Annotated in this window: 23 protein-coding genes; 3 read left to right on the top strand and 20 right to left on the bottom strand. The window is 50.6% G+C overall.

The features are described from left to right. Window positions 1–404: 404 nt before the first annotated feature. The 5 genes from MYS68_RS30765 to MYS68_RS30745 all read right to left on the bottom strand — a co-directional run bounded on the left by MYS68_RS30765 (window position 405) and on the right by MYS68_RS30745 (window position 6,258). Complete coding sequence (locus tag MYS68_RS30765) at window positions 405–1,277, bottom strand: YitT family protein (RefSeq protein WP_248929453.1); 873 nt, start codon at window positions 1,275–1,277, stop codon at window positions 405–407. 97 nt (window positions 1,278–1,374) lie between these two features. Continuing rightward, window positions 1,375–2,494, bottom strand: a protein-coding gene (gene prfB / locus MYS68_RS30760) for a peptide chain release factor 2 (RefSeq protein WP_248929452.1) whose coding sequence is annotated in 2 segments (ribosomal slippage) — window positions 1,375–2,421 and window positions 2,423–2,494 — 1,119 coding nt in all. Because the reading frame shifts where the segments join, the coding sequence is not laid out codon by codon here. 93 nt (window positions 2,495–2,587) lie between these two features. Next, window positions 2,588–5,092, bottom strand: coding sequence for a preprotein translocase subunit SecA (gene secA, locus MYS68_RS30755; RefSeq protein ID WP_248929451.1), 2,505 nt, complete (start codon window positions 5,090–5,092; stop codon window positions 2,588–2,590). A gap of 180 nt (window positions 5,093–5,272) precedes the next feature. Beyond that, complete coding sequence (gene hpf, locus MYS68_RS30750) at window positions 5,273–5,815, bottom strand: ribosome hibernation-promoting factor, HPF/YfiA family (RefSeq protein ID WP_248929450.1); 543 nt, start codon at window positions 5,813–5,815, stop codon at window positions 5,273–5,275. 245 nt (window positions 5,816–6,060) lie between these two features. Next, complete coding sequence (locus tag MYS68_RS30745) at window positions 6,061–6,258, bottom strand: cold shock domain-containing protein (protein ID WP_248929449.1); 198 nt, start codon at window positions 6,256–6,258, stop codon at window positions 6,061–6,063. A gap of 339 nt (window positions 6,259–6,597) precedes the next feature. Between MYS68_RS30745 and MYS68_RS30740 the strand changes: the two genes are divergently transcribed. The 3 genes from MYS68_RS30740 to MYS68_RS38695 all read left to right on the top strand — a co-directional run bounded on the left by MYS68_RS30740 (window position 6,598) and on the right by MYS68_RS38695 (window position 10,239). Continuing rightward, window positions 6,598–8,214, top strand: coding sequence for a flagellinolysin (locus MYS68_RS30740; protein WP_248929448.1), 1,617 nt, complete (start codon window positions 6,598–6,600; stop codon window positions 8,212–8,214). A gap of 185 nt (window positions 8,215–8,399) precedes the next feature. Further along, entirely contained in the window at window positions 8,400–10,046 is a 1,647-nt protein-coding gene (locus MYS68_RS30735) for an IS1634 family transposase (RefSeq protein ID WP_248924599.1), read from the top strand. A 76-nt stretch (window positions 10,047–10,122) separates the two neighbouring features. After that, the gene (locus tag MYS68_RS38695; RefSeq protein WP_275983561.1) at window positions 10,123–10,239 is read left to right on the top strand and encodes a flagellin; all 117 of its coding nucleotides are present in this window, start codon (window positions 10,123–10,125) and stop codon (window positions 10,237–10,239) included. Between the two features lie 74 nt (window positions 10,240–10,313). Here MYS68_RS38695 and fliT read toward each other — a convergent pair whose 3' ends face one another. The 15 genes from fliT to MYS68_RS30655 form a co-directional block, all read right to left on the bottom strand. After that, window positions 10,314–10,649, bottom strand: a complete 336-nt coding sequence (fliT, locus tag MYS68_RS30725; RefSeq protein ID WP_248929447.1) for a flagellar protein FliT — start codon at window positions 10,647–10,649, stop codon at window positions 10,314–10,316. Continuing rightward, window positions 10,642–11,037 (bottom strand): flagellar export chaperone FliS, encoded by a 396-nt coding sequence (gene fliS / locus MYS68_RS30720; RefSeq protein WP_248929446.1) that lies wholly within the window; start codon window positions 11,035–11,037, stop codon window positions 10,642–10,644. Before fliS ends, fliT begins: the two co-directional genes overlap by 8 nt. 31 nt (window positions 11,038–11,068) lie before the next feature. Then, window positions 11,069–12,598: a flagellar filament capping protein FliD gene (fliD, locus tag MYS68_RS30715; protein WP_248929445.1), complete on the bottom strand. Its 1,530-nt coding sequence runs from the start codon at window positions 12,596–12,598 to the stop codon at window positions 11,069–11,071. A 27-nt stretch (window positions 12,599–12,625) separates the two neighbouring features. Next, a complete protein-coding gene (locus MYS68_RS30710) occupies window positions 12,626–13,033 on the bottom strand; it encodes a flagellar protein FlaG (protein WP_248929444.1) in 408 nt (135 codons plus the stop codon). Between the two features lie 109 nt (window positions 13,034–13,142). After that, on the bottom strand, window positions 13,143–14,333 hold the full coding sequence (gene pseC, locus MYS68_RS30705) for a UDP-4-amino-4,6-dideoxy-N-acetyl-beta-L-altrosamine transaminase (RefSeq protein ID WP_248929443.1): 1,191 nt from the start codon (window positions 14,331–14,333) through the stop codon (window positions 13,143–13,145). A 39-nt stretch (window positions 14,334–14,372) separates the two neighbouring features. Then, window positions 14,373–15,320 (bottom strand): dTDP-glucose 4,6-dehydratase, encoded by a 948-nt coding sequence (locus MYS68_RS30700; protein ID WP_248929442.1) that lies wholly within the window; start codon window positions 15,318–15,320, stop codon window positions 14,373–14,375. Between the two features lie 29 nt (window positions 15,321–15,349). Continuing rightward, window positions 15,350–16,084 (bottom strand): formyltransferase family protein, encoded by a 735-nt coding sequence (locus tag MYS68_RS30695; protein ID WP_248929441.1) that lies wholly within the window; start codon window positions 16,082–16,084, stop codon window positions 15,350–15,352. A 68-nt stretch (window positions 16,085–16,152) separates the two neighbouring features. Next, window positions 16,153–17,481 carry a DUF4910 domain-containing protein gene (locus MYS68_RS30690; RefSeq protein WP_248929440.1) on the bottom strand — a complete coding sequence of 443 codons (1,329 nt, stop codon included), beginning with the start codon at window positions 17,479–17,481 and terminating at the stop codon, window positions 16,153–16,155. Window positions 17,482–17,527: 46 nt separating this feature from the next. Continuing rightward, the gene (pseI, locus tag MYS68_RS30685) at window positions 17,528–18,580 is read right to left on the bottom strand and encodes a pseudaminic acid synthase (RefSeq protein ID WP_248929439.1); all 1,053 of its coding nucleotides are present in this window, start codon (window positions 18,578–18,580) and stop codon (window positions 17,528–17,530) included. A 30-nt stretch (window positions 18,581–18,610) separates the two neighbouring features. Continuing rightward, on the bottom strand, window positions 18,611–19,273 hold the full coding sequence (locus tag MYS68_RS30680; protein ID WP_248929438.1) for an HAD family hydrolase: 663 nt from the start codon (window positions 19,271–19,273) through the stop codon (window positions 18,611–18,613). Further along, entirely contained in the window at window positions 19,270–21,180 is a 1,911-nt protein-coding gene (locus tag MYS68_RS30675) for an NAD-dependent epimerase/dehydratase family protein (protein ID WP_248929437.1), read from the bottom strand. Before MYS68_RS30675 ends, MYS68_RS30680 begins: the two co-directional genes overlap by 4 nt. Further along, window positions 21,167–21,742 carry a GNAT family N-acetyltransferase gene (locus tag MYS68_RS30670; protein WP_248929436.1) on the bottom strand — a complete coding sequence of 192 codons (576 nt, stop codon included), beginning with the start codon at window positions 21,740–21,742 and terminating at the stop codon, window positions 21,167–21,169. Before MYS68_RS30670 ends, MYS68_RS30675 begins: the two co-directional genes overlap by 14 nt. Before the next feature lie 16 nt (window positions 21,743–21,758). After that, complete coding sequence (locus MYS68_RS30665) at window positions 21,759–22,481, bottom strand: glycosyltransferase family protein (protein ID WP_248929435.1); 723 nt, start codon at window positions 22,479–22,481, stop codon at window positions 21,759–21,761. Continuing rightward, on the bottom strand, window positions 22,478–23,650 hold the full coding sequence (gene glf / locus MYS68_RS30660; RefSeq protein ID WP_248929434.1) for a UDP-galactopyranose mutase: 1,173 nt from the start codon (window positions 23,648–23,650) through the stop codon (window positions 22,478–22,480). Before glf ends, MYS68_RS30665 begins: the two co-directional genes overlap by 4 nt. 15 nt (window positions 23,651–23,665) lie before the next feature. Further along, window positions 23,666–24,151, bottom strand: coding sequence for a glycosyltransferase family 9 protein (locus tag MYS68_RS30655; protein ID WP_248929433.1), 486 nt, complete (start codon window positions 24,149–24,151; stop codon window positions 23,666–23,668). Window positions 24,152–24,153: the final 2 nt, after the last annotated feature.

Below are 24,153 nucleotides of genomic sequence, written 5' to 3'. Positions count from 1 at the left end.
CCATCAAATCCCCCAAGGGGGGGGACCCCGGGCTTCCGAAGCCGGCTTTGCTCCGCAAAGCCCTTAAGGCGCTCGGGCGCCCTGGACCCGCCAGCCGGGAGTGACTGCTCGCTTCTGGTTCGCGTTTGTCGGGGCATGGCTTTTTTGCCTTCGGGTGAAAGCCTATGCCCCGACACGCTGTACTTATGTAGCGATGCCGTTGGGAGCTTCTTTATGCCTCGTACCCGCGCCTGTTGTGCATGGATTTGCTGGCGCAAATCCTATGCACGCCGCGCTTCACAAACCCGCACCAAAGCAGTGTCGTAAAACCATCCTGCTTGTACATGAGCTTAAAGCCTCATTCGTACCCCAAGGCTGTCGCACCGACGCCTGACCTTCACCACAGCGAGACCGCCTTGCTTTACTCACACCGGCCCGTGAAGCTTAAAGCCTTCCCCGAGCACTTCGTTCGTATCGCTCAGGATGACGAAGGCGCCTGGATCGCTGGCTTTCACGAGATCCTTCAGCTTGCTTACCTCAGCTTGGTTGACGACCACCATCAGCACGGTGCGCTCTTCGCCGGTGTAGCCACCGGTTCCTTTCAGCCGGGTTAAGCCGCGGTCCAGCTCGTGCAAAATCGCTTCATGGATGGCATCCGTATTTTTCGAAATGATAAAAGCGACTTTCGAGTAGCTGAAGCCGATCTGCACGACATTGATCGTTTTGCTCGTTACATAAAGGCCGATCAGTGCGTAAAGCGCCTTTTCCGCCGAAAAAACGAGCCCTGCGGAAAGGATGACCAGACCGTCCAGCATCGCCACGGACAGCCCCAGGCTGAGGCCCGTATATTTATGAATAATTTGCGCCGCCAGATCCAGCCCTCCGGTCGACCCGCGTCCGCGGAACACGATGCCGAGCCCCACGCCGATCAAAATGCCCCCGTAAATGCTGGCCAGCAGCACGTTTTGCGTTGGAGAGGGAAGTCCTTTGGTGAGCAGCACGAAAAGAGGAAGAACGACGGAGCCGACCGCCGTCTTCAATCCGAACTGCCCGCCAAGCAGCCAGGTTCCCGCAATAAACAGCGGAATATTGAGCGCCCATTGGGTCAACGCCGGTTCGATGCCGAACAATTGGTTAATAATAATCGAAATGCCGGAAACGCCGCCGGAGGCAACCTGGTTAGGACTCAGGAACATATTGAAGCTTACGGCAATCAGCAGCGATCCCATGAGCAGCAATCCATACTCGCTCCACTTGCGCATCGGACGAGCCGTTCTGCGGTTTTTGCCCACCCTCATCCCCCCTGACGTGAAAGAAAAACATCCTATTCCGCCGCTTGATTTCGCTTAAGAATAGGATGGGCTTGTCGTCATGGATTTATTTATCCGGGTTGGTTTATTGTTCCTGTCCTTGCCCCTTGATCTGCCATCTCAAATACGCATCGATGAACATATCGAGATCTCCGTCCATCACCGCTCCGATATTGCCGGTTTCCGCACTTGTCCGGTGATCCTTGACCATGCTGTATGGATGAAACACATAGGAGCGGATCTGGCTGCCCCAGGCGATGTCGCTTTGCTCTCCGCGCAGTTCGGCCAGCTCCTTCTCATGTTCCGCAATTTTCAGCTCGTAGAGCTTGGAGCGGAGCATTTTCATCGCGCGGTCGCGGTTCTGGATCTGGGAACGTTCCGTCTGGCATGCCACCACGATCCCTGTCGGGATATGGGTGATCCGGATGGCCGATTCCGTCTTGTTGACGTGCTGACCTCCAGCGCCGCTGGAACGGTACGTATCGACCTTCAGGTCCTCCGGACGAATTTCGATTTCAATATCGTCATCGATTTCCGGCATAATGTCGCACGATACGAACGACGTGTGGCGTCTGCCGGAAGCGTCAAACGGGGAAATCCGCACGAGCCGGTGCACCCCTTTTTCCGCCTTCAGATAGCCGTATGCGTTGTAGCCTTTGATCAGCAGCGTCACGCTTTTAACCCCGGCTTCGTCGCCTGGCAAATAGTCGATCAGCTCGACCTTGAAGTCCCGCTTCTCGGCCCAGCGCCGGTACATCCGGAGCAGCATTTCCGCCCAGTCCTGGGACTCGGTGCCGCCCGCTCCGGGATGCAGCTCCAGAAACGCGTTCATCCGGTCATACGGCTGATTGAGCAGCAGCTGCAGCTCGAAGTCTTCGAGTTTTTTGACAAGCGCTTTCGTGCCTTCCTCGATATCGGCCGCCATGCTCTCGTCCTGCTCTTCCTCCATCAGCTCGATCATGACCTCGAGGTCGTCATATTCGCCGGACAGCTTCTGAAACTGCTCCACGACGGCCTTGACCGCGTTCGCCTCGCCGATCAGCTTCTGCGCTCTTTCGTTGTCGTCCCAAAAATCGGGAGCGGTCATTTTTTCCTCAAAATCGGCAATTTGCTCCAGCTTGAAATCTAAGTCAAAGAGACCCCCTGAGGGCTGCGAGTTTCTTCGACATCTCTCGCAAATTTTGCTTCACTACCGGATCCAGCATCTTTTTCCACACACCTTATCGCAATATTGTTGGGATAAATATAGACAAAAGGAAGACCAGCTTCATGGACTGGCTGGCCCCCTTCTAAAAAACTTATTTGCCGTGGCAGTTCTTGAACTTCAGCCCGCTGCCGCACGGACAGTCGTCGTTCCGACCGATTTTGTCCGGCACCAGAACCGGCTTCTTTGGCATCGCCTCTCCGCTCGAATCGACCGCTTGCCCTTCCGCCACCGCCTGACGCTCCAGGTTCATTTCCACATGCGCCTTCATAATGTATGTCGCGACTTCCTCCTGAATGCTTTGAATCATCGCGTTAAACATTTCGAAGCCCTCAAACTGGTATTCGCGCAGCGGATCGGTTCCGCCGTAGGCGCGAAGGTGGATACCTTGGCGCAAATGGTCCATCGCATCGATATGGTCCATCCATTTGCTGTCCACGGCTCGGAGCACGACAACCTTTTCGAATTCGCGCATAAATTCGGGACTGATCGCCGCTTCGCGCTCCTCGTAGAGGCGCAGGACGAGCTGCCAAATATGCTCGACGATTTCTTCTTTTTCCTTACCCCAGATTTCCTCCGAGGTCAGCTGGCCTTCATGAAGGAACGTGCCGTTCGCATAATCGATTATCGCCTGCAAATCCCATTCTTCCGGCACCAGATCGTCCGGGCAGTGCGCTTCGACGATCCGTTCGATGACCGGCTTGATCATGCCGAGCGAAATTTCCTTGATGTTCTCCGACTCGATGACCTCGCGGCGCTGCTTGTAGATGATCTCGCGCTGCTGGTTCATCACGTCGTCGTACTGCAGGACCACCTTCCGCACGTCGAAGTTGTTGCCTTCCACCCGCTTCTGCGCCGACTCGATCGCCCGCGTAATCAGCTTGCTCTCGATCGGCTGGTCCTCCTCAAAGCCCAGGCGGTCCATCATGCCCATGATGTTCTCCGCCCCGAAGCGGCGCATCAGCTCATCCTCGAGCGACAAGTAAAACTGCGACGAGCCCGGGTCGCCCTGACGTCCGGCGCGTCCGCGCAGCTGGTTGTCGATCCGGCGGCTTTCATGCCGCTCCGTACCTATAATATGCAGGCCGCCGAGCTCCGCCACCCCAGGCCCCAGCATGATGTCGGTACCGCGGCCCGCCATGTTGGTCGCAATCGTGACGGCGCCGTGCTGTCCGGCTTGAGCGATAATTTCCGCTTCCTCCCGGTGGTATTTGGCGTTCAGCACCTTGTGCTTGATGCCTTTTTGCTTCAGCATGCTCGACAGCCGCTCGGAGTTCTCGATCGATACCGTACCGACGAGCACCGGCTGGCCTTTGGCGTGCCTTTCGGCAATTTCATTTACGACGGCGCGGAATTTGCTTCCCACCGATTTGTAAACGACATCCGGCATATCGATGCGGATCATCGGCTTGTTGGTCGGTACCGTGATGACTTCCAGGCCGTAAATTTTCTTAAATTCTTCCTCTTCCGTCTTCGCGGTACCGGTCATACCGGCAAGCTTGCGGTACATCCGGAAATAGTTCTGGAACGTAATCGTCGCAAGCGTCATCGACTCGTTCTGAACTTCCAGCTGTTCCTTCGCTTCGATCGCCTGATGGAGTCCCTCGCTGTAACGGCGGCCCGTCATCAAGCGCCCGGTAAATTCGTCGACGATCATAATTTCGCCGTCCTGCACTACATAGTCGACGTCCCGCTTCATGATCGCGTGCGCCTTCAGCGCCTGCTGAATATGATGGTTCAAAGTCACGTTCGAATGATCGAAGAGGTTCTCAACGCCGAACGCCTGCTCCGCTTTGGCCACGCCCGCTTCGGTCAACGCCACGGAACGTACCTTGATATCGACGGTGTAATCTTCCTCTTCCTTCAAACGGCTGACAAAACGATCCGCGGCATAATACAGCTCGGTCGATTTGGCGGCTTGTCCGGATATGATAAGCGGCGTTCTCGCTTCATCGACAAGGACGGAGTCCACTTCGTCTATAACGGCGTAGTACAATGGCCGCTGCACCATCTGCTCTTTATACAGCACCATGTTATCGCGCAAATAATCGAACCCGAACTCGTTATTCGTTCCGTACGTAATGTCGCACGCATACGCCTGCTGCTTCTCATGATGCACCATCTGCGGCAAATTCAGCCCGACGGTCATACCGAGAAAGCTGTAAATCTGTCCCATTTCGGCACTGTCCCGCTGCGCCAAATAATCGTTGACTGTCACCACGTGGACGCCTTTGCCCGTCAGCGCGTTCAAATAGACCGGCAGCGTACCGACGAGCGTTTTACCTTCACCGGTTCTCATCTCGGCGATACGTCCCTCGTGAAGCACCATCCCGCCGACGAGCTGCACGTCATAGTGGCGCTTGCCCAGTACCCGCTTGGACGCCTCGCGAACGACCGCAAACGCTTCTTCCAGCAGGTCGTCGAGCTCTTCTCCGTTCTCCAAACGGCCGCGGAATTCCGCGGTTTTCCCCCGTAATTCGTCGTCCGATAACGGCTCTACGGAGCTTTCCAATTCATTAATGCGTTCGACCGCTTTTAAATATCGTTTAATTTCACGTTCATTCGAATCGCCGAATATCTTTTTTACGAGTCCAAGCATGGGCTAAACCCCTTCCCCTGTTCAATAACGGTTTGCCTTAAATTGTAGCAGTTATGGCCCCAAGTCGCAAGAAAGCGGCGGAAGTCATTGACAGCCCGTTTTCGGCCTCCCATTAAAAAAAGCCCGGGCCACCAAGGCCTAGGCTTAAGTTAACTAAAAAACCATCCAATTATTCCATAATTACCGTGCCGGCTCGATCAAACCGTATTTTCCGTCGTTTCGTTTATATACCACATTGACCTGCTCCGTATCGGAATTCGCAAACACGAAGAAATTATGGCCTACCATATTCATTTGCAAAATCGCTTCTTCAATATCCATCGGCTTCAGCGTAAAACGCTTCGTGCGCACCAATTCAAAATCGTCCTCGTCTTCAAGCGCATACGACGTGTCCACCCGCAGCAAATCCCTCATGCCGCTTTCCTGGCGCACCTTGCGGTTCACCTTCGTCTTATGCTTGCGGATTTGTCTCTCCAGCTTGTCCACTACTAGGTCAACGGATGCATACATATCCGCGTGGCGTTCTTCGGCGCGAAGCATGACGCCCGGAAGCGGGATCGTCACCTCGACGCTCTGCATGCCTTTAACAACGCTTAGTGTAACACTCACTTCAGATGTAGGGGGAGCCTCGAAATATCGTTCTAACCTGCTCAGTTTCTTTTGGGCATGTTCCTTCAGCGCCTCGGTAACCTCGATGTGTTCGCCTCTAATGTTAAACTTCATAGGTAAACTCCTCCTTCCTCGCTACACTAATATATATTCGATCCGATCTTAAAAAATCCTTCACAATTCGCCTATAAATTTCAGAAAATTCGGTGAAATTTATGTGACATAAAAAAAAGCTTCTGAACGAAGCTTTTTCGATGATGATGCGATTCCGATTCTATAAAAAAACCGAGAACCGATCGGTTCCCGGGGATGCTGCTAAACGAATCGTCACTATGTATGTAACGGCTGAAGCCGCCTGATTACAATTTGATTACGTTAGCTGCTTGCGGACCGCGTGCGCCTTCCACGATGTCGAATTCAACCGCTTGGCCTTCTTCCAGCGTCTTGAAACCTTCCGCTTGGATAGCCGAGAAGTGGACGAATACGTCGCCGCCGTCTTCGCGCTCAATGAACCCGTAGCCTTTTTCTGCGTTAAACCATTTTACTTTACCTTGCATGCCATACATTCCCTTCGTCGTCAAATAACTGGGCGATGCCCACATTTCGAATATATCACCGCTCCCGCCGGAATGTCAATCGCTCCCTGTTTGTAAACGAAATATTTCGAAAATTTAGGTATTCACATCCTCTTAATAATTCATTCACAGGCAAAAACCCCGATTTCTCCCCTTTTTTCGACATTTTTCAGGCAAGTTATCAACAGAGTTATCCACATTATGCACAAGCGCAATCATCTATAAATTATTCATGGCCGTATAACAGTATTTACCCGACTTGCCGATATTAGATTCAGGACCACGGATGGTCCTCACGTTTAACCACAGGGAGGTGAATCTATGCGAATCAATCATAACATTACCGCTTTGACCGCCTGGCAGTCCAATCTTAAAAATCAGAACAACACCGAACAATCCTTGCACAAGTTATCTTCCGGTCTCCGAATCAATTCGGCCGCCGACGACGCAGCCGGATTAAGCATCTCTGAGAAAATGCGGGGACAACTACGAGGACTCGGACAAGCATCCCGCAACATTCAAGACGGCATCTCCCTTCTCCAAACGGCAGAAGGAGGTTTAAAAGAGACTCATGCTCTGCTCCAAAGAGGTCGGGAACTGGCCGTGCAAGCTGCAAACGATACGAATTCGGAAGATGATCGTAAACAATTGCAGTCCGAAATGAAGCAAATCATTAAGGAAGTCGACCGAATCGCCAATACGACCGAGTTCAATACTATAAATTTATTGAATAAAGACAGCGTTTCGGGCGCAACGATGGCTATTGTCAAGAAATTAAAGGAGCAGTGGTTGAAGAACAGTGTGGATCGAATTCAAACGCAGTTCGGTCTCACCGGAACCAATGTGGCTCTTGATATCAATGTCATTCAAGGAGCGGCAGGGGGAAAACTGGCGTATGTGACCTCATACGGCAACGGATCCCCGGGTCCGGGTTCCAACCTGTCCTTGACCGTTGAAATGGCTGACTACAATTCAACCGATGACACCATCGGCGGATTGGCTGCAGACCGAACCATTGCACACGAAATGGTTCATGCCGTCATGGCCAGTCGAATGAATTGGAGCCAATCGGTCAACGCTACGGAAACGACCGGTATTTCGACCTGGTTTAAAGAAGGGACCGCCGAATTTATTCACGGCGCAGACGAACGCGTTGTTGGAGATTTGGCGGCATTGGGCGGAGATACGGCAGCTAACAGGCAAGCTCTGGTCGATAATCTGGGCTCGGCCGGTGCAGCCTGGGTTAACGATAGCGCCCATTACTCGGCAGCCTATCTTGCCGTGAGGTATATGGATAGTGAGCTTAGTGGGGTAGGCGGTATTAAAAACGTCATGACCTACTTGGCCGCAGACTCGACCCGAACTCTCGCCCAAGCTATTCAAAACGCTACAGGCGGCAGATGGACGGATTTGGCCGACTTTAAAAACGATTTTAAAGCCAATGGGGCCAACTTTGCCAGCTATGGCGTAAACTTATCCAATTCGGATACAGGGGCTATCGGCGGATTGGACAATGGCGGCAGTACTGCACTTACCGATACTACAGTTATCGCCGACACTATTGGTACAGCGGATCCGACTCCGTTTGACGAGAAGTTTCCGTCAGATAAAGGAGCCGAGCCCCTTTTATTCCATGTCGGGGCCAACACCGATGAGAATCTAAGCGTTACTTTATCGAAAATGGACAGTAAAGCTTTAGGCATTGATCAGATTGATCTCGTCACTGACGCTAACAATGCCATTTCTACATTAGATGACGCCATCAATTCGGTTTCTGCCAACCGTTCCAAATTCGGCGCACTGCAGAATCGCCTGGAACACGCTTTATCGATCACGTTAAACTATCATGAAAACTTGACTGCCAGTGAGTCACGCATACGCGATGTTGATTTGGCTAGAGAGATGACCAGTTTTACCAAGACCCGGGTTCGACAGTAACCCTCGAAAAGTAGGCACCCTTTTGGGTGCTGTGGACAACTGAAATCCAGATTTGACGCGGCTTTTCGGACTTTTCCACAGGCACTACGACGCGAAAAAATCCAAAAAACTGTAGGCACTAAATTTTTGTGGATAATTAGATATTTTTGTTGCATTTCTTGTAGTATATATTATATCCTGTAGATATGTATATACGAACAATCTCTCGTAAAAATAAAAACGGTTCGATCACCCGTTACGTACAGCTCGCCCATAATGAGCGAAATCCTGTGACCGGAACTCCACAAGCGAAAGTCCTGTACCATTTCGGCCGCGCTGACGAACTGGACATGGAGGGCTTGAAACGTCTTGCCGCCAGCATCCACCGTTTTATTGGCGAGCCGCAAGCGCCCTCTCCATCTTCAGCGCAACCCGCTTCGGTTACGCTCCTTAGCAGTCGTTCGCTGGGCGGCGTATGGCTGCTCGATCAACTTTGGAAGAAGCTTGGTATCGGCGAAGCGATTACACGACGACTTGCCGACCGGGAATACCGCATGCCGGTTGAACGCGCCATCTTTGCCATGGTGGCCAATCGGGCGCTGGCACCAAGCAGCAAGCTGGCGATTGAAGATTGGGTGGATCGTGAAGTGGTCATCCCGGACCTTCCGGCGTTTGACGTGCAGCATGGCTACCGGGCAATGGATTTTCTGCTCACGTCGGAAGAAAGCATCCAGCGTGAAGTGTTCCATACGGTAGCGGATTTGCTGAATCTGGAAGTCGATCTGCTGTTCTTCGACACGACCTCCACGTATTTTGAGACGGAAGAGGACGACGAAGACGATTTTCGCAAAACCGGTTATTCGAAAGACCATCGCCCCGACCTTCCGCAGGTGGTCATCGGTTTTGCTGTCACGCGTGAGGGCATCCCGATTCGTTGTTGGGTGTGGCCGGGCAATACGTCGGATATGAACGTTGTGCCGCAGGTGAAAAAGGATCTGATCGGGTGGAAACTCGGGCGTGTGATTACCGTCGTCGACCGCGGTTTCTCCTCCGAAGACAATCTGCGCGTACTGCAACAGAGCGGCGGCCACTACATTGCCGGGGAGAAGATGACGTCGGGCAAGCCGACCGTCGAAGCGGCACTCGCGCATCCGGGACGTTTCAAAACGATCCGAGACAACCTGGAGGTCAAGGAGATCGTCGTGGGGGATGGCGAAGCGCGCAAGCGATACGTGCTCGTTCGCAATCCGGAAGAAGCAAAGCGGGATGCCGCCCGGCGCGAAGCGCATCTGGAGCAGCTGCGCACGGAGCTTGCCCGGTTGAAGGAACTGGACGGCGAAGCGCATACCGGGGCACACTGCCGTCTACACAGCCATCCGACGTACAAACGGTATCTCAAGACCGACAAGCGCGGCAATCTGCGTATCGATCTGGCCGCCGTCAAAGCGATGGAGCATCTGGACGGCAAATACTTGCTGCGCACCTCTGACGACACCTTGTCCACGGAAGACGTGGCACTCGGGTACAAGCAATTGCTTCAGGTGGAAGCAGCGTTTCGGACACTCAAGCAATCGCTGGAACTGCGGCCGGTCTACCACCGGAAAGAAGAACGGATTCGCGCACATGTCCTGCTTTGCTGGCTGGCCTTGATGCTCATCCGGATTGCAGAAAACCAAACCGGTCAAACGTGGCGCGAGATTCGTTCGCTCATGCAGACGCTGCATCTGGTTGAGTACCGTTTGGATGGTGGAAAGCTGCGGCAACGGACGGAATTAACGGACGAACATCGGGCAATTGTTTCGGCCTTGCAAATCGCAGAACCCCAGCAAATATGGGATATTTCGCTCTCTTGACCCCCAAAAGATGTAGGCACCACACGTAGTTATCCACAACTGCCGCATCCCTTGTCCCGCTTGGGTTTGAGACGGATTGTGCATCTACCGACTGTCGAACCCGGGCAAGAATAATCTATTGAATCAAACATCGCTTGCCATGTTATCACAGGCAAACCAATTCCCGCAAAGCGTGTTGCAGCTCCTTCAGTAAGATCCGGAATCAACTAAAAAAGGCAGTTCCCCTGTCAGCAATGACCTGAGGACTGCCTTTTCATTATGTTTTTGCTATTTGCGCTTATCTACAAAAGCACTTTCCCATGCATAGTTGGCTTCATAGGCGTTCTTTTGCATTCGGGCTTGATCGAATTTCATAAGTCCCGCACTCGCTTCGGATTTTAACGTCATCATACGAGCCTTGATGGAATCGTCATAACTTAGCACCGATTGGATACGTTGACCGAGTTTTTCCAGCTCTTCCGAAGAATATTCGGATTGTTTCATTCGGGAGACGATTGCTTCCCTTGCTTCTACAAATTGGACGATTTCCTCTTCAGCGGCTGTCTCCAATTTCGCCACAAAAGCAAGGGTGAGTTCCTCCAGCTCTTTAACGAGTTCATCCATGCTGCGCCCCCGTGGCGGCACCGCTTGTTACCATTTTGGCTGCTTGGACCCAGGCTTCTTTTAAATCGACCAAGTAACCCATCACTTCTTCCACAGGCTCAGCAATTTTTTTCGTATTTGCCTCAATCAAACGAAAAATATAGTAATCGTAAAGTTTGACCAGATCTTCCGACATCGACACAGATGGATCCAGCGTAATGGCCAATTCTCTAAGTATAGCTTGAGCCTTGCCCAGATTATAGTTGGCTTCTTCGTACTTTTTTTGTTTGATAGCTTCTATACTCAAACGGCAAAAGCGAATGGCGCCGTCGTACAGCATAATCAGCAGCTGAGCAGGAGTCGCAGTTTGTACCGCTGTTTGCAAGTACTTATTTTGAGCCGGTTTCATGGAAGTTCCCCCTAATACAACTTAGCTTGCTCTACCTTAAGAATTGCGACAAATAGGATGATTGGGAATTCAAACCGTTAATCGCTTTTTCCATTGCCGTGAACTTTCTGTAATAGTTATCCTCCAGCGTATTGATGCGGTCATTCTCGGCATCGATTTGAGTGGCAAGCGAATAGAGCTTCTTACCGATGATGCTTCCATCGAAATAGTAACCCGTCGTGCCGGCAGTTCCCGCTTTTTCGGTCAGGCTCGTAATCGCCGTTTGCATACCGTCATACAGCCGTTTGGCGATGCCTACATCCGAAGTGTCGGAATCCCCGTTCCCGGTTGCCGTAAACAAGGCCTTGATCGCTTCCGGATCAGCTTCGATCGCATTCCGCAGCTTTTGTTCGTCGGATAGATAAAGCTTTCCCCTCTCGCTGTAATCTCCGGTAGTAATACCGATGGAAGCAAGAGTCTTGTACTTGTCGCTCCCGGTCTCGACCTGCGAATATACGCCCATTCGCATGTCGTTTACCGTTTGGGACAGGATTGAATCGTTTCTGAGCAAGCCGCTCTTGGCTTTGCTTTCCCACAGTTCGATATCGCTGTCTTTCATATCTTTTTTCTGTTCGTCGGTTAACGGGGGAAAATCTTTATATCGTTGTTCCGTTAATTTATCGTTAAGCGTCTTGAGCGTGTCGTTGTAATCCGCAATAAAGGATTTGACCGCTTCGACAATTTTGTCCGTGTCGGTCTTAACGGTCAGAGTCGCCGTTCCCGTATCTTTTAACGTGATGGTGACGCCGTTGACCGTAATGGTGTTGCTGTTATATGTACTCTGAGTCAATCCGTTAACTTCAACCGCTGCTGTGACCGCCGCATGCTCGTTACCGGCAGCAGCGACTCCAGTCTTCACATTTAACGTATTGGTCAAAAAATTTCCCGAGAACGTAATATTGGCGCCGCCATTGGAAGCCGCATCCGTCGGATTATTGACCAGACCGGTATTTTTGGAAATAAAAGATACTCTGCCCGATGTGGAGTCGTAGGAAGCATTGACATCCGTTTGGGAGTTGATCTTTTTAATAACGTCATTGAGCGATTCCTTGGTCGGATCGAACGTAATTTTTGTCCCGTTAATGTAAAAGGTGGTATCGGCCGTGTTGTAATTGATTTTCGAGGTTTGAGTCGAAAGAGCCGCTGTAGGATCGAAGCTTGTGGACGTTCGGATATCGGCCGTACTGCCATTGGACGCGGCTGTAGCGACACGGTTTACTTTGATGGTCATCGTCCCCGCCAAGGCACTGCCGGTCGTCGCAGCTGAAATGGCGCTCGGATTGGTTCCGGAAATATCAACCGTCTTGGCGCCGAAAGTGCCCTCGAGACGGTAGTTGCTGAGCTTATTATTACGGAAATCATAAAGCTTGCTATTGATAGAACGATAGTCGTCCTTCTGCCACTGCAAAGTTTGCTCCGTTTGTTTCATTTTATTTAGCGGGGCGCTTTGAGCTTTAATGTATTGACTTACTATGCTGTCTACATCAATACCCGAAGCCAGCCCACCGACACGCATTACCATTGCTTTTCCTCCTATCTCATTTGGCTTTTACCTGCGTTCGTCTACCAAAATGCCGGCCATCTCCCACAGTTTTGCAAGAAGATCAAGCTTCTTTTCCGGCGGTACTTCTCTGATCACTTTGCCGCTATCCTTATCGATAACTTTAACCATAACTTCTTCCGTTTGCTTATGAATGGAGATATCCAATCTGAGCGAATGTCCCTGCGCCGCTTTTACCGCCCGTTCGATCGCCTTGACTAGTTGCTCCTCGCTGATGGACATATGCTCGCCGTTCTCTTCAGCCGATTTTAACTCTTGGAATGACGGCGTAATGCTAGCGCTGGCATTTGATTCGAAAGAAGTATCTGTTTCCGCTTTTGGCTTGCCTGGGCCCTCGACCGGCAATCTTTCCGTCCCGCTCTGGGGGAAACTATTAATGGAAAAACCCGAATTCACTGGTCGTCCCTCCGATCAAACAAGTTTGTTTTACTATTTATATCGGACAAAGACTTCCCAGGAATTAGAGCAATTTATGAAAATTCCACTTTTTAATGAAATTCCTGCATCAATTGCGATAGTGAGCATGCACTTTTTGGACCGCATGTAAAACATCTTTTACATCGTTATCCGACATCTTGGAAAACAACGGGATGGTGATCGCTTCCTCATAAAAAGCTTCGGCCTCAGGATATTCTGTTCTGTCATACCCCAAGCGCTGATAATAAGGCTGGCGATACACAGGGATATAATGTACGTGAGCGCCGATGTTTTCAGCGCGCAATGCCTCGAATATCTCCCTGCGTCCGACCCGGAAGGCGTCTTGCTGAAACCGTAACATGTACAAGTGCCAGCTCGAATTCGCGTAGGAAGCTTGATATGGTGTGCGGATGCCGGACATTCCCTGGAACGACTCGTTATAAGCAGCCGCAATGAGACGGCGTCTGCGCACGAACTCATCCAGCTTCTTCATTTGTGAAATACCGAGTGCAGCCTGCATGTCGGTTAACCGGTAATGATACCCCAGTTCGTGCATCTCGTAGTACCACGGGCCTTCGTCCTTCAAGAGCATCCCTGGATCCCGGGTGATTCCATGACTGCGGAACAGCTGAAGCTTCTGATATAGATCTTCACGGTCCGTAGTAATAACGCCGCCTTCCCCGGTTGTCACATGCTTGACGGGATGAAAACTGAACATCGTCATGTCGGCCAGAGTCCCGACCTTGCGCGCATTGTATTCCGCTCCAAGCGAATGCGCCGCATCTTGAATCACGGTCAGGTCGTGCCGGCGCGCGATGTCCATGATCCGCTCCATATCGGCCGGTTGGCCGGCGAAATCGACCGGTATGATCGCCTTGGTGCGGGAGGTAATCTTTTTTTCAATTTGAGCAGGATCAATGTTGTAGGTTTGCGGATCGATATCGGCAAATACGGGAGTTCCGCCGCAGTATAAGACGCAGTTGCTGCTGGCGACAAACGTGATCGGCGACGTAATCGCCTCGTCTCCCGGTCCGATTCCGGCTGCGTGACACGCACCGTGCAGCGCCGCGGTGCCGCTGGAAAATGCGACTGCATATCGGGCTCCGACGTATTCGGCCACCTCTTTTTCAAATTGGGCAATATGGGGGCCCTGCGTAATAAATGGGCCGCGCAGCACCTGAACGACTGCATCAATATCGCTTTCATCGATCCATTGCTGGCCATACGACAGCATCGTGGAACGGACGGGCGATCCCCCGTGTATTGCGAGCTTTTCCATTGCTGTGACCCTCCTATCGTTAAAAAGAAAACCACCTTTTTACATCAGGTGGCTGGTGCGAATCCACTCGGTCGTTCTGCGAATTCCTTCCTCGAGCGAAACTTGCGGTTCCCAATTGAGCAGTCTCTTTGCTTTCTCATAGTTGCACAGCAGCTTGGGGATTTCGCTCTGCGGATGAATATGGGGAACGTGTTTGATTTTGTTCTCGTCCTGAGCGATCAGCTTGGCCAAATCATTGATCGTTATGTCTCGTCCCAGTCCTGCGTTCACAATTTCCCCGTTGATCTTGTCGGAATAGCCGGCTGTCACCACAAACCTCGCGCAGTCTTCCACGTAAAGGAGGTCGCGGGTTTGCGTGCCTTCGCCGTAAATATTAAGGTCTTTGCCGGACAGCGCATTCCGGATAAAGATGGCCACTACGCCGCCTTCCCCGCCGGTTTTTTGAAACGGGCCATACGTATTGAAAGGGCGGATGACCACCGTCGGCATTCCGTAAGCGTAGTAATAGGACAGCACCATATTCTCGGCGGCAATCTTCGCCCCTGCGTAAGGAGAAGCCGGTTTGATCGGATGCGATTCGGTGATTCCTTTATCGTCCATACAGCGATCATACACCATGCAGGTGCTCATAAAAACCATTTTGACATTGTGCTTTCGGCATTCTTCCAAAACGTAAAACGTTCCGACCGTGTCGTTATTAAACGTCGTCTCCGGATCATCAATGGAGTCCTGCACATTAATTGAAGCTCCAAGATGATAGCATATTTCAAAACGGCCTTCGGAGAAAAGTTGGGCAAGCAATCCTCTGTCCTTGATGTCCCCGATGACGACTTTCTTCAGACCCGCTTCCGCTGCAAATTCATCCAGGTTATCTTTGCGGCCGTTCGACAAATCGTCCAGCACCCAAACCTGATGTCCGTCATTCAACAGCCGCTTGACGACCCAGCGGCCGATAAAGCCCGCTCCGCCCGTGACAAGTACGTTCATGCTCTTTCCCCCTGTTATTTTCCGTATATTTATTTTTCGAAGGCCCGGATTAAAGGAGGTTCCTGATGGCCCAACTCTCCATCCAAGTATTTATCCACGATGTCATTGTTGAAGGTGTTGTAAATCAATCTCAAATGCTGCGGGGTCCAGTCTTTCGCCAAAAACAGCTTGCCGCTTGATTTTTGGGGTACTTTAGGCAGCTTTTCGCCGTTTCTCAGCATATCGATTAGCCTCGTTACATCTTCCGCAGCTTGGATTACGGCCTTGCAAGCGACATCATGAATACCGTCCCCCCTGGATAACTGCGGAACCGAATGATGAACGATTTCGCCGGCATCCAACTTCGAAGTCAGATAGTGAATGGTCATGCCTGCCCAGTTGGGCTGCAAAAAGTACAGCGGCCAAAATAAAGTGATAGCTCCTCTGTACCAAGGGGACAATCCGCCGTGAATATTCCACGAGTAGTCCGGAAACCGGGCCAATAAGGAATTGTCCAGCTTGTGTACACCATAACTTAGGGCGATGTCCGGCTTACATGAAGTTACCCATTCGGCCACCTTATCGGAATTTAATTCCTCCGGAGTGACTTCCATTATCGAAACCCCGCTCCAGTCATAGGCAGTCGCAGGATTAAACCAATGTTTTTCCGCTGCATCTCTGTCTGCAAAATGGCGGATAAAATTATTTTTATCGATTTCTTCCAAGCCGTCCGGCGGGGAAGGAACGAATTCTTCTCTTTTTTCGATCAAAAGTCCTTGCAGCATTCCAGCCTCTTTAAGCTTATTTGCCACGTATAGATGTCTCGGGTGCGATCCGGTTAAGAAAACAACTCTCATTCGATCATCTCATTTCTTGGTTCCAAATAAGGGCCTTGTAAAAGCTGCTTCTCCTTCAAAATGCGGACGATCGGCTCCAGCTGCAAGATGGAACAGCCGCATTTGTCAGCAATATCGAGCAGCGAGTGTTCGCCGTCGCAGTAGTTCAGCATCACTAGAATACGGTCTAATTGAACACGGTTATCCGCAACGTTATTGCTCGAATAAACTCCGTTTAGAGGAGAATTGAGGTCCGGGTAAAGATCGTGTTTGTCCAGCTTGACTTCGCCGTACGGGTTTTGATTCACGTAATAACCGTCAAGCTCTATCGCCCGCAATAATTGCTCCAGTTCATCGACACTTTGCTGCAGCGCCTCGATTGTCATGGTTTCCTTCGTATCGAAGGAATTGTGATAACCCGGATAACAGTTATAAACCATTCTGGACATTTGACCGACGGGAAGGTTAAAGCCTGGAGAACAGTATTGGCGTTCGTCTGAACCGTTGATGGGCGTAAACCCTCGGATATCCCCTTGCAGCGCCTGGAGACGGAATAAGTGCTGGACCAGCCTGTCTGTCGGCACGTTCCCTCTTCTCGACATTTTGTAGCTAAGCCGATGCTGCGCCCCACCCAGGCAGGTCAGCACAAGCCCCGTATGAAGCTTCTCCTTCAAGTGCTTGCCGAAACGGTGCAAATACGTGATGCTCCCGATGGTCTCGGGAACGAACACGAACCGATACGTAAATCTCCGCTTGGTCCATGCCGCTAATCTGCGATACAAAAAAGCCGCCGTCACCGGACCGCTGAGTTCATTGTTCGCAAGCGAAGGGTGGCAGACATAGGTGCTGATCAAAATTTCCTTGTTGCTTTCCCCCGGCAGGATGGCATGGCCGAAGTTCAGTTCGCCGTCTGCCAGTTCGCTGTCAATGTAGGCATGGTACGTCCCCGGCTCAAGCTGCTCCAACTGACGATGCGGCAGACAAAACCCCCATCTTTCCTTGTAATAGGAAGTTACGTACGGGATGGCTTCCGGCATATGGGGCAGCGAATACAAATGCTCCTTTAATTCATCCAAACCCATTTTACGGTTAACGGGAATGCTGTAATTAAGCACATGCAGGTTGCTTTTTTTAAAATCGATGATCGTGGAACCGTCGGGTCCTTTAACCCAAGCTTCCCGAATTCGCCATTCTTTGGGAATCGTCCAATCGAATACGGAGCTTCCCGTCGGTTCGCCCAACTGCTCGAGCGGCAAATATTCCGACAAGATCGATAAGGTCTCTCTTAGCCCCGGCCCCGTGATGCTTCGACATATCGGGAACAACCGGTCGAATAATTCGTCCATGCTTCGAAGCTCTTCATTTTTCATCTGGACGTTAAAAATCCTTTCTTTATAAAATGGTGTCCCAGGTCACCGGAGTTCCTTTCTTGATTTCGCGGTTCACTTTTCGCCCAAGAAGAATGTCATAATATTTCGGCGCTAACCCGAGTCCGGGGCGAATAGCCCTCAGATTTTCCTTGGTCAACACATCCCCCGGCTTCAAATCTTGAGCAAAATACAGGGAGCGGCGATGTTTAAGCGAGCCTTCTTCCTTGGCTTGCAGGCCATACTGCACTTTACCCAGCGACTGCCAAGCCCGTTCGCTCTCCACCACCAGCGCACGCATCTCTTCCGGTTCCATGGAAAATACGGAATCAACCCCTCCGTCTGCGCGGCGAAGCGTGAAATGCTTCTCTATGACGGTGGCGCCGAGCGCCACACCGGCGAGCGGTGCACCAATGCCGAATGTATGGTCGGATACCCCGACCTCGCATTCAAACAGCTGTCTCATATGGGGGATCGTCAGCAAGTTGGAATCTTCCGGTGTCGCCGGGTACGAGCTGGTGCATTTCAACAAGACCAGCTCCTTGCATCCCGCCTCCCGAGCGGCACGTACCATTTCATCCAGCTCGGCAATCGAAGCCATGCCTGTGGAAATAATTAATGGTTTCCCTGTAGATGCCGCCTTTCGGATTAACGGGAGATCCACATTCTCGAAAGATGCGATCTTATAACAAGGAGCATCCAGCTGCTCCAAAAAATCGACGGCCGTCTCGTCGAACGGAGTGCTGAAGCATATCAAACCAAGCTCCTTGCAGCGTTTGAAAATCGGCTCATGCCACTCCCAGGGCGTATACGCTTGCTGGTATAAAGAATAAAGCGAGCTGCCTTTCCACAAGCTGCTTGGGTCGTCGATAAAAAATTCGCCTTCATTTATATCGAGTGTCATCGTTTCCGCTGTATAGGTTTGCAGCTTTAACGCATCCGCCCCCGCTTCCGCCGCGGCTTCGACAATTTGCAGCGCTCTCTCCAAAGATTGATTGTGATTGCCCGACATTTCGGCGATAATAAACGGGCGATGCGCCGTACCGATCTTTCGGCTTGCTATCGTAATTTCTGACATGGGCAATCCTCCGCTCTCCTCGTTTCTTTTTTATAAAAGGGAAAGCAGTTCATCCAGACTCGTGATCCGATGATCCGCTTCATACTTGCTTGGTTTGGTCAACTCTCGAAAAGATCCCCGCAAGATTCGTACCGTATGAAAACCTAGCGGCTTAATCCCGACGAAATCTTTATTCGGGTTATCTCCAATATAAACGACGTCCCGAGGTTCCACTCGCTCCCGCTCGCATATTTTCATAAAACAATACGTCGAGGGCTTCTCATTCTTAATGCCGTACCTTCGCGTAATAAAACAATGTCGAATCGCCTCGTGATGGTATAATCCCAGTGCTTGCAGCTTATTTTGTTGGACAAGCTTGTTTCCGTCCGTAACGATGTAAATGGGTCGTCCATTCAAAGCATCGATGCAGCGGACGGCATCATCAAGCAGCGTAATATTCGGCCGATGCAGCCGGTAAATGGTCAAACAACGCTGGATATTGGATTTCGTCTCAAGGCCGTTCTCAGCTAAAACCCGGTTAAAGACCTTTCCTCTTCCGCTTCGCTGAAGCTCGCCCCACATGAGGTCAAAAGCTTTCAGCCGGTCCAGGCCATAGGTTATATGCAGATGCTGTGCTACCGCCTGGAACCCGCTCTTCACAAAAGTTAACTCTTCATATAAGGTATCGTCCAGATCGAAAACGACGACCTTCATAATATCAAATCCTCGGCAAACCGAACCAGCTGTTTTTCTTGGGCGGAACGAAGGAATGGGTAATCCTTAAGATCTGCGCCTGCCGCCTCCAGCAGGAACCAGTAAAAGCTTTCAAGTCCCGCTTCAATGCTTAATTTGGAGGCTCCGCCAAATCTAGTGTTGCATTCTATGATATGGGGCATACCTTGTTGATCCACCAATACTTGAAGCACGGCATGCCCGTATAAATCCAGACGGTCCGCCAACTCGGCTGCCAGCTTCTCCAGCTTAGGGTTCTTTTCCGTTCTCGTAACTTGCGACTCGCCGCCAACGACCAGATCGCGGGAGCGAACGACTGCCCCTTTCACTTTGCCGTGTCCGTCCCGATACAAATCGATCGAATATTCCACCCCGTCGATGAAAGGTTGAAAAATCGGCTGCCGCAGCTTTTTCGCATGGAGAAGTGCCTCCTCTTTCCCAAGCTTCAAGCCCAGGCTTTGCGAACCCGCGCCGAATCGCTCTTTGACAACATAAGAAGCCGTCTCGAATGCATCGATGTCTCCGGAGGTTGGAATGACCGGGAACCCTTCCGCTTGGAGCTTGTCATAAAACAACTGCTTGTCCAAACAGGTTTGAACCGTTTCCGCGGACGAGATCATGACATGAATCCCATTGCGCTCAATTTGTTCTTTGTGCTCTGCAAAATAAGGCAATTCCCCGTCGCGAGTCGGGACAATGCATTTAACCCGATGATCCTTACAATATCGGAGGAAGTCTGCAATTGAAAGCTGGTCCAATCGCGGCATTTCCCAAAACAAATCCGTAAAATGTCTGCCGATGCTGTTCCGATTATGATCTGCACCGATAATCTCCGCTTGGACACCCAGCTTCTGCACGGCCTGTTTTACCGCTTTGACCAACGGAACCTTTTTGGATACGCTGCTGATCAGGATGCGGGTTGGCTCCGCCGCTTCGCCCTGTTCCTCGGTCTGACCGCGCCGCCGCTCAAACTCGATCATCTCCGGAATCGTATCCTCCAGATGTCTTTCCGGCGCCCAGCCGGTTATTTCTCGGAACAAAGTCATATCCGCCTGCGAAGCTTCATACGGAATGTCGCTTTCTCCTTCCACAAGCTTCATTTGCGGAAAATGGCGCCCCAAAATGTCGAGCACTTCCTGAACCCTGCGGGCCTGTCCGCTGCCTAAGTTGACGATGCCTGTGGCATCGCTTTCCGCCAAACGGATTAAGCCTTCCGCTCCGTCCTCCGCATAGATGTAATCGAACATGCCTTCTTTTCGAAAAACGGTAATGGTCTCATCTTTAAGCAGCGCACGGATCCAACGCGAAATGATATCGCGCGAATTTTTCCCATAGCTCCTATAAATGCGCGCGCTCACCGTCTGAAGCTCGGCGCCGCGGAAATGATGCAGAAACTGCAGCTCCATCTCATGCAGCAGCTTGGCAACCCCACACAAGTTCCTCGGGTATATTTCGCCGCCCTCTTTCAGGCTTACGGCCTTCTCAGCCGGTTCAGGGAACGTATAAGTGTCCGGGTTATAAATCAAGTAGCTCGACGCAAAAACGACCTTGCGGAGCGATTTCACATCTTTAAGACAGTTCATTACATGATGGCTTAAACGAACGTTATGTTCGTAGTTTTCGTTCCAAAATTCATAAGTTTCCACCGAACGTTCGAAGGTTGCTGCCAGGTGAAACACATATTCCGGCTGAAAATGCTCCATTTCCTCGGCCGTCAAATAATTGAGATCCCCCTGTTTATAAAGGAGATTTTCCGAAGTCCACTGCACAGGCCGGGGCTTTAAATCCCCTACCATCACCTGCGCACCGCGCCGCAGCAGCTTCTCGACCAGAGCGGTGCCGATCACGCCGGCTCCACCGCTCACAAACACTCTTTTACCGGTTAGCATCATAAAACTCCTTTAGACACCCATGTAATAACGAGTCCACAAATCGGCCGTCAACCACCGCATGCTGTCGCATCCGGCCTTCGTACACAAAACCGTTATCCTCAAGAATCTGTACATGATGAGGTCTTATATCATATGTTTCGGTAAAAAGCCGGTTAAAGTGAAGGTCTTCAAATGCCACTTTCTTCATTAACGTGAGAAAAGCGGTAAAATCGTTTCGGTAACCGGCACGATCCGTTGTGCGAGCCGTATTTAACAGAAACGAGATTTCCGCTCTCTGGCAAATCCATTCATTATTGGTTAAACCGCCATAACCTATACATTCGCCCCGATATAGAAAACTGAACAAAATGATCCGCGGCTGCTCCTGATCAAAGGTTGGAAGGACGACATGCTGATAGTAATTCCGCTGATCCTCGTCTGTCAACACCTTATTTTGGCGCAAAACAGCCATCTGTTCGTTTCTCCACTGCTTGATGGACATGATGTCTTGCTCTCGCAAAGAAACCGCCTCATAGTCTCCGAAACGGTAGGCGGGTTTTTGTAGGCAGCGATATTTCATAGAAAAGGACTCCTGTCTAAACAACGGGTTTTTGTTGAATATGGGCATTAATAGCCGCTACTTCGGGATTGGCCAGCAAATAACGTACTACCTCTTGGGAGGGCACCAGCTTGTCTTGAAAATGATCAGCGATCGTTTGGAGCAGCTCATAATCCTCAGGCGTATCCAGCGTGATTCGCAGCTCCGGATGCCGCATCGACTCCGGAACCTGGCAATGGACCGCTTTAAATGGTTCCGGAAATTCATAAGCGTAATAAGTCACATGCTCGCGGTGCCGGTTCTCATGCCCATGGACGTACATGTACTCAAGCGCTTGGAAGGACACCATTTCGATGGCTAGCCCCCGCGGCAGCTGACCGTCCAAAAGTACGATATCGGCCGGGTTGTCCAGCATCGTTTGAACGACCTTGCTTCCCAAGTGGTAGTCAATAAACGGACAATCACTCGTCACCCGAATGACATAATCCGGGTCATATGGTTTCGCACATTCGTAATAACGCGCAAGCACATCGTCCTCCGAACCGCGGAAGCAAGTCACCCCGTGTTCCCGGCACCAATCCACAATGGCCTGATCTTGCTCAAGCGCCGATGTAGCCACGATCACTTCCTGTACATGATCGATTTGCCTGCACCGTGTTACATCGTAATCAAGAACGACCGTCGATCCAAGCGGCCTTAAAATTTTGCCCGGCAGACGGGTCGAACCCATTCGAGCTTGAATGATTAAAATGATCTTCATTCGTTCGCTCCACCTTTGATTTTTTCGTCAAACAACCTCAGCGCCCGGGCCACGCATGCATCCATGTCATAGTACTTATACTCGGCTAATCTGCCCAGCAGCACAAGCTGATCGAACTGTTTGGCCTTATCGCGGTATTTTTCGTATCGCTCCTGATTTTCCGGACGTGGAATCGGATAATAAGGAATATTCTTTCCTTCCACATCCTTCAAGTACTCCTGTGGGTATTCCCTGACAATAGAGGTGTACTCGTGTTTCTGTCCGGTTAAATGCTTGAATTCCGTAATCCGGGTAAAATCATACTCATTCGGGTAATTCACGGTCCCGACATCCTGAAACCTGTCTTGATGCAGCGTCTCAAACTGAAACCGCAGGGACCGGTACGGCAACTCACCATATTCGTAATCAAATAACTCGTCAATTTTCCCGGTAAAAATCAGCTTGCCTTCAAAAGGGACGCCAAACAACCTCACACTCTTGCTGTGCCAATCCGTTGAAATAACTTCCTTGTAATCGGTATTCAGCATGACCTTAATGTTCGGATGGTCCAGCATCTTCTCGAACATTGCCGTGTACCCCTTCAGAGGCATACCTTGGTAGGCATCCTGAAAATACCGATCATCTCTGGAGACATATACAGGAACTCGTCCCGTCACCATCGGATCGAGCTCCTCCGGCTTCATTCCCCACTGTTTGGACGTATAATTCAAAAATACTTTCTCATATACATACTCCGCCAGCCATTTCAGATCATCGTCGTCCGTCTCGCGCAGCTTCAATATCGGCACTTTTACATTATAGCCGAACGTCTGAACAAGTTTGCTTTCCAGCTTGCCCGCGAGTTCGCCCGGCAGCAAAGCATGCAGCGTATTCAGGTTGAAAGGAATCGGCACTTTACGGCCGTCGATGCTTCCGAGCACATGATGGTGGTACAATTGCCATTCCGTAAATTGAGACAAGTAGTCCCACACATATTTTACTCTTGTGTGAAAAATATGAGGTCCATATTGATGAATGAGGACTCCCGCTTCGTCATACCGATCGTATGCGTTACCGCCGATATGGCGCCGCTTCTCAATGATGAGCACTTTCTTGTTCAGTTCGTTCGCGATCCGTTCCGCCATAACGGCACCGGAATAACCCGCGCCTACGATGATATAGTCGAACATAAAGGGACCTCCGGTTTATTTTTTGGCTAATCTCCTTAATAATAACGGCAATCCGAGCAATAACGGTACAACTGCCAACGCTGTAATCAAAACAGAGATGAACGAAAATACAATGCTCTTGATTCCCATTCCTACTATGTTTCCTGCACTTATTAACTTAAGTTCACCTACTAAATTACACAGATAACGCTGTTCCGCAGAAATTGTTAAGGAATATAACAGGACATTTAAGAATCCTGCACCCGTTAGATTCGAAACGGGTATAATCAAACTATCGAATTTTTCTTTTTTCAGTTCAGGAACTTGTCTCCAAAAAGAAAAACTTTTTTTATGCGGATAAGTTATTATCCGTTCTAACACTTTATATTTTCTGGCCAACTGGATACCGTGCTCATGAGTCAGCATGTGGAATTGATGTTCTGGAAAAGCATTCATTAATAAGGGTAAATTCTTGTCCAATTGTTGAAAACTGGCCGAACGAATAATTAATAAATCCTTCAAAA

Source organism: Paenibacillus hamazuiensis (assembly GCF_023276405.1).
Lineage (GTDB): Bacteria > Bacillota > Bacilli > Paenibacillales > NBRC-103111 > Paenibacillus_AF > Paenibacillus_AF hamazuiensis.
The sequence above is the reverse complement of the archived record's forward strand: the minus strand, read 5'-3'. Positions and strand labels throughout refer to the sequence as shown.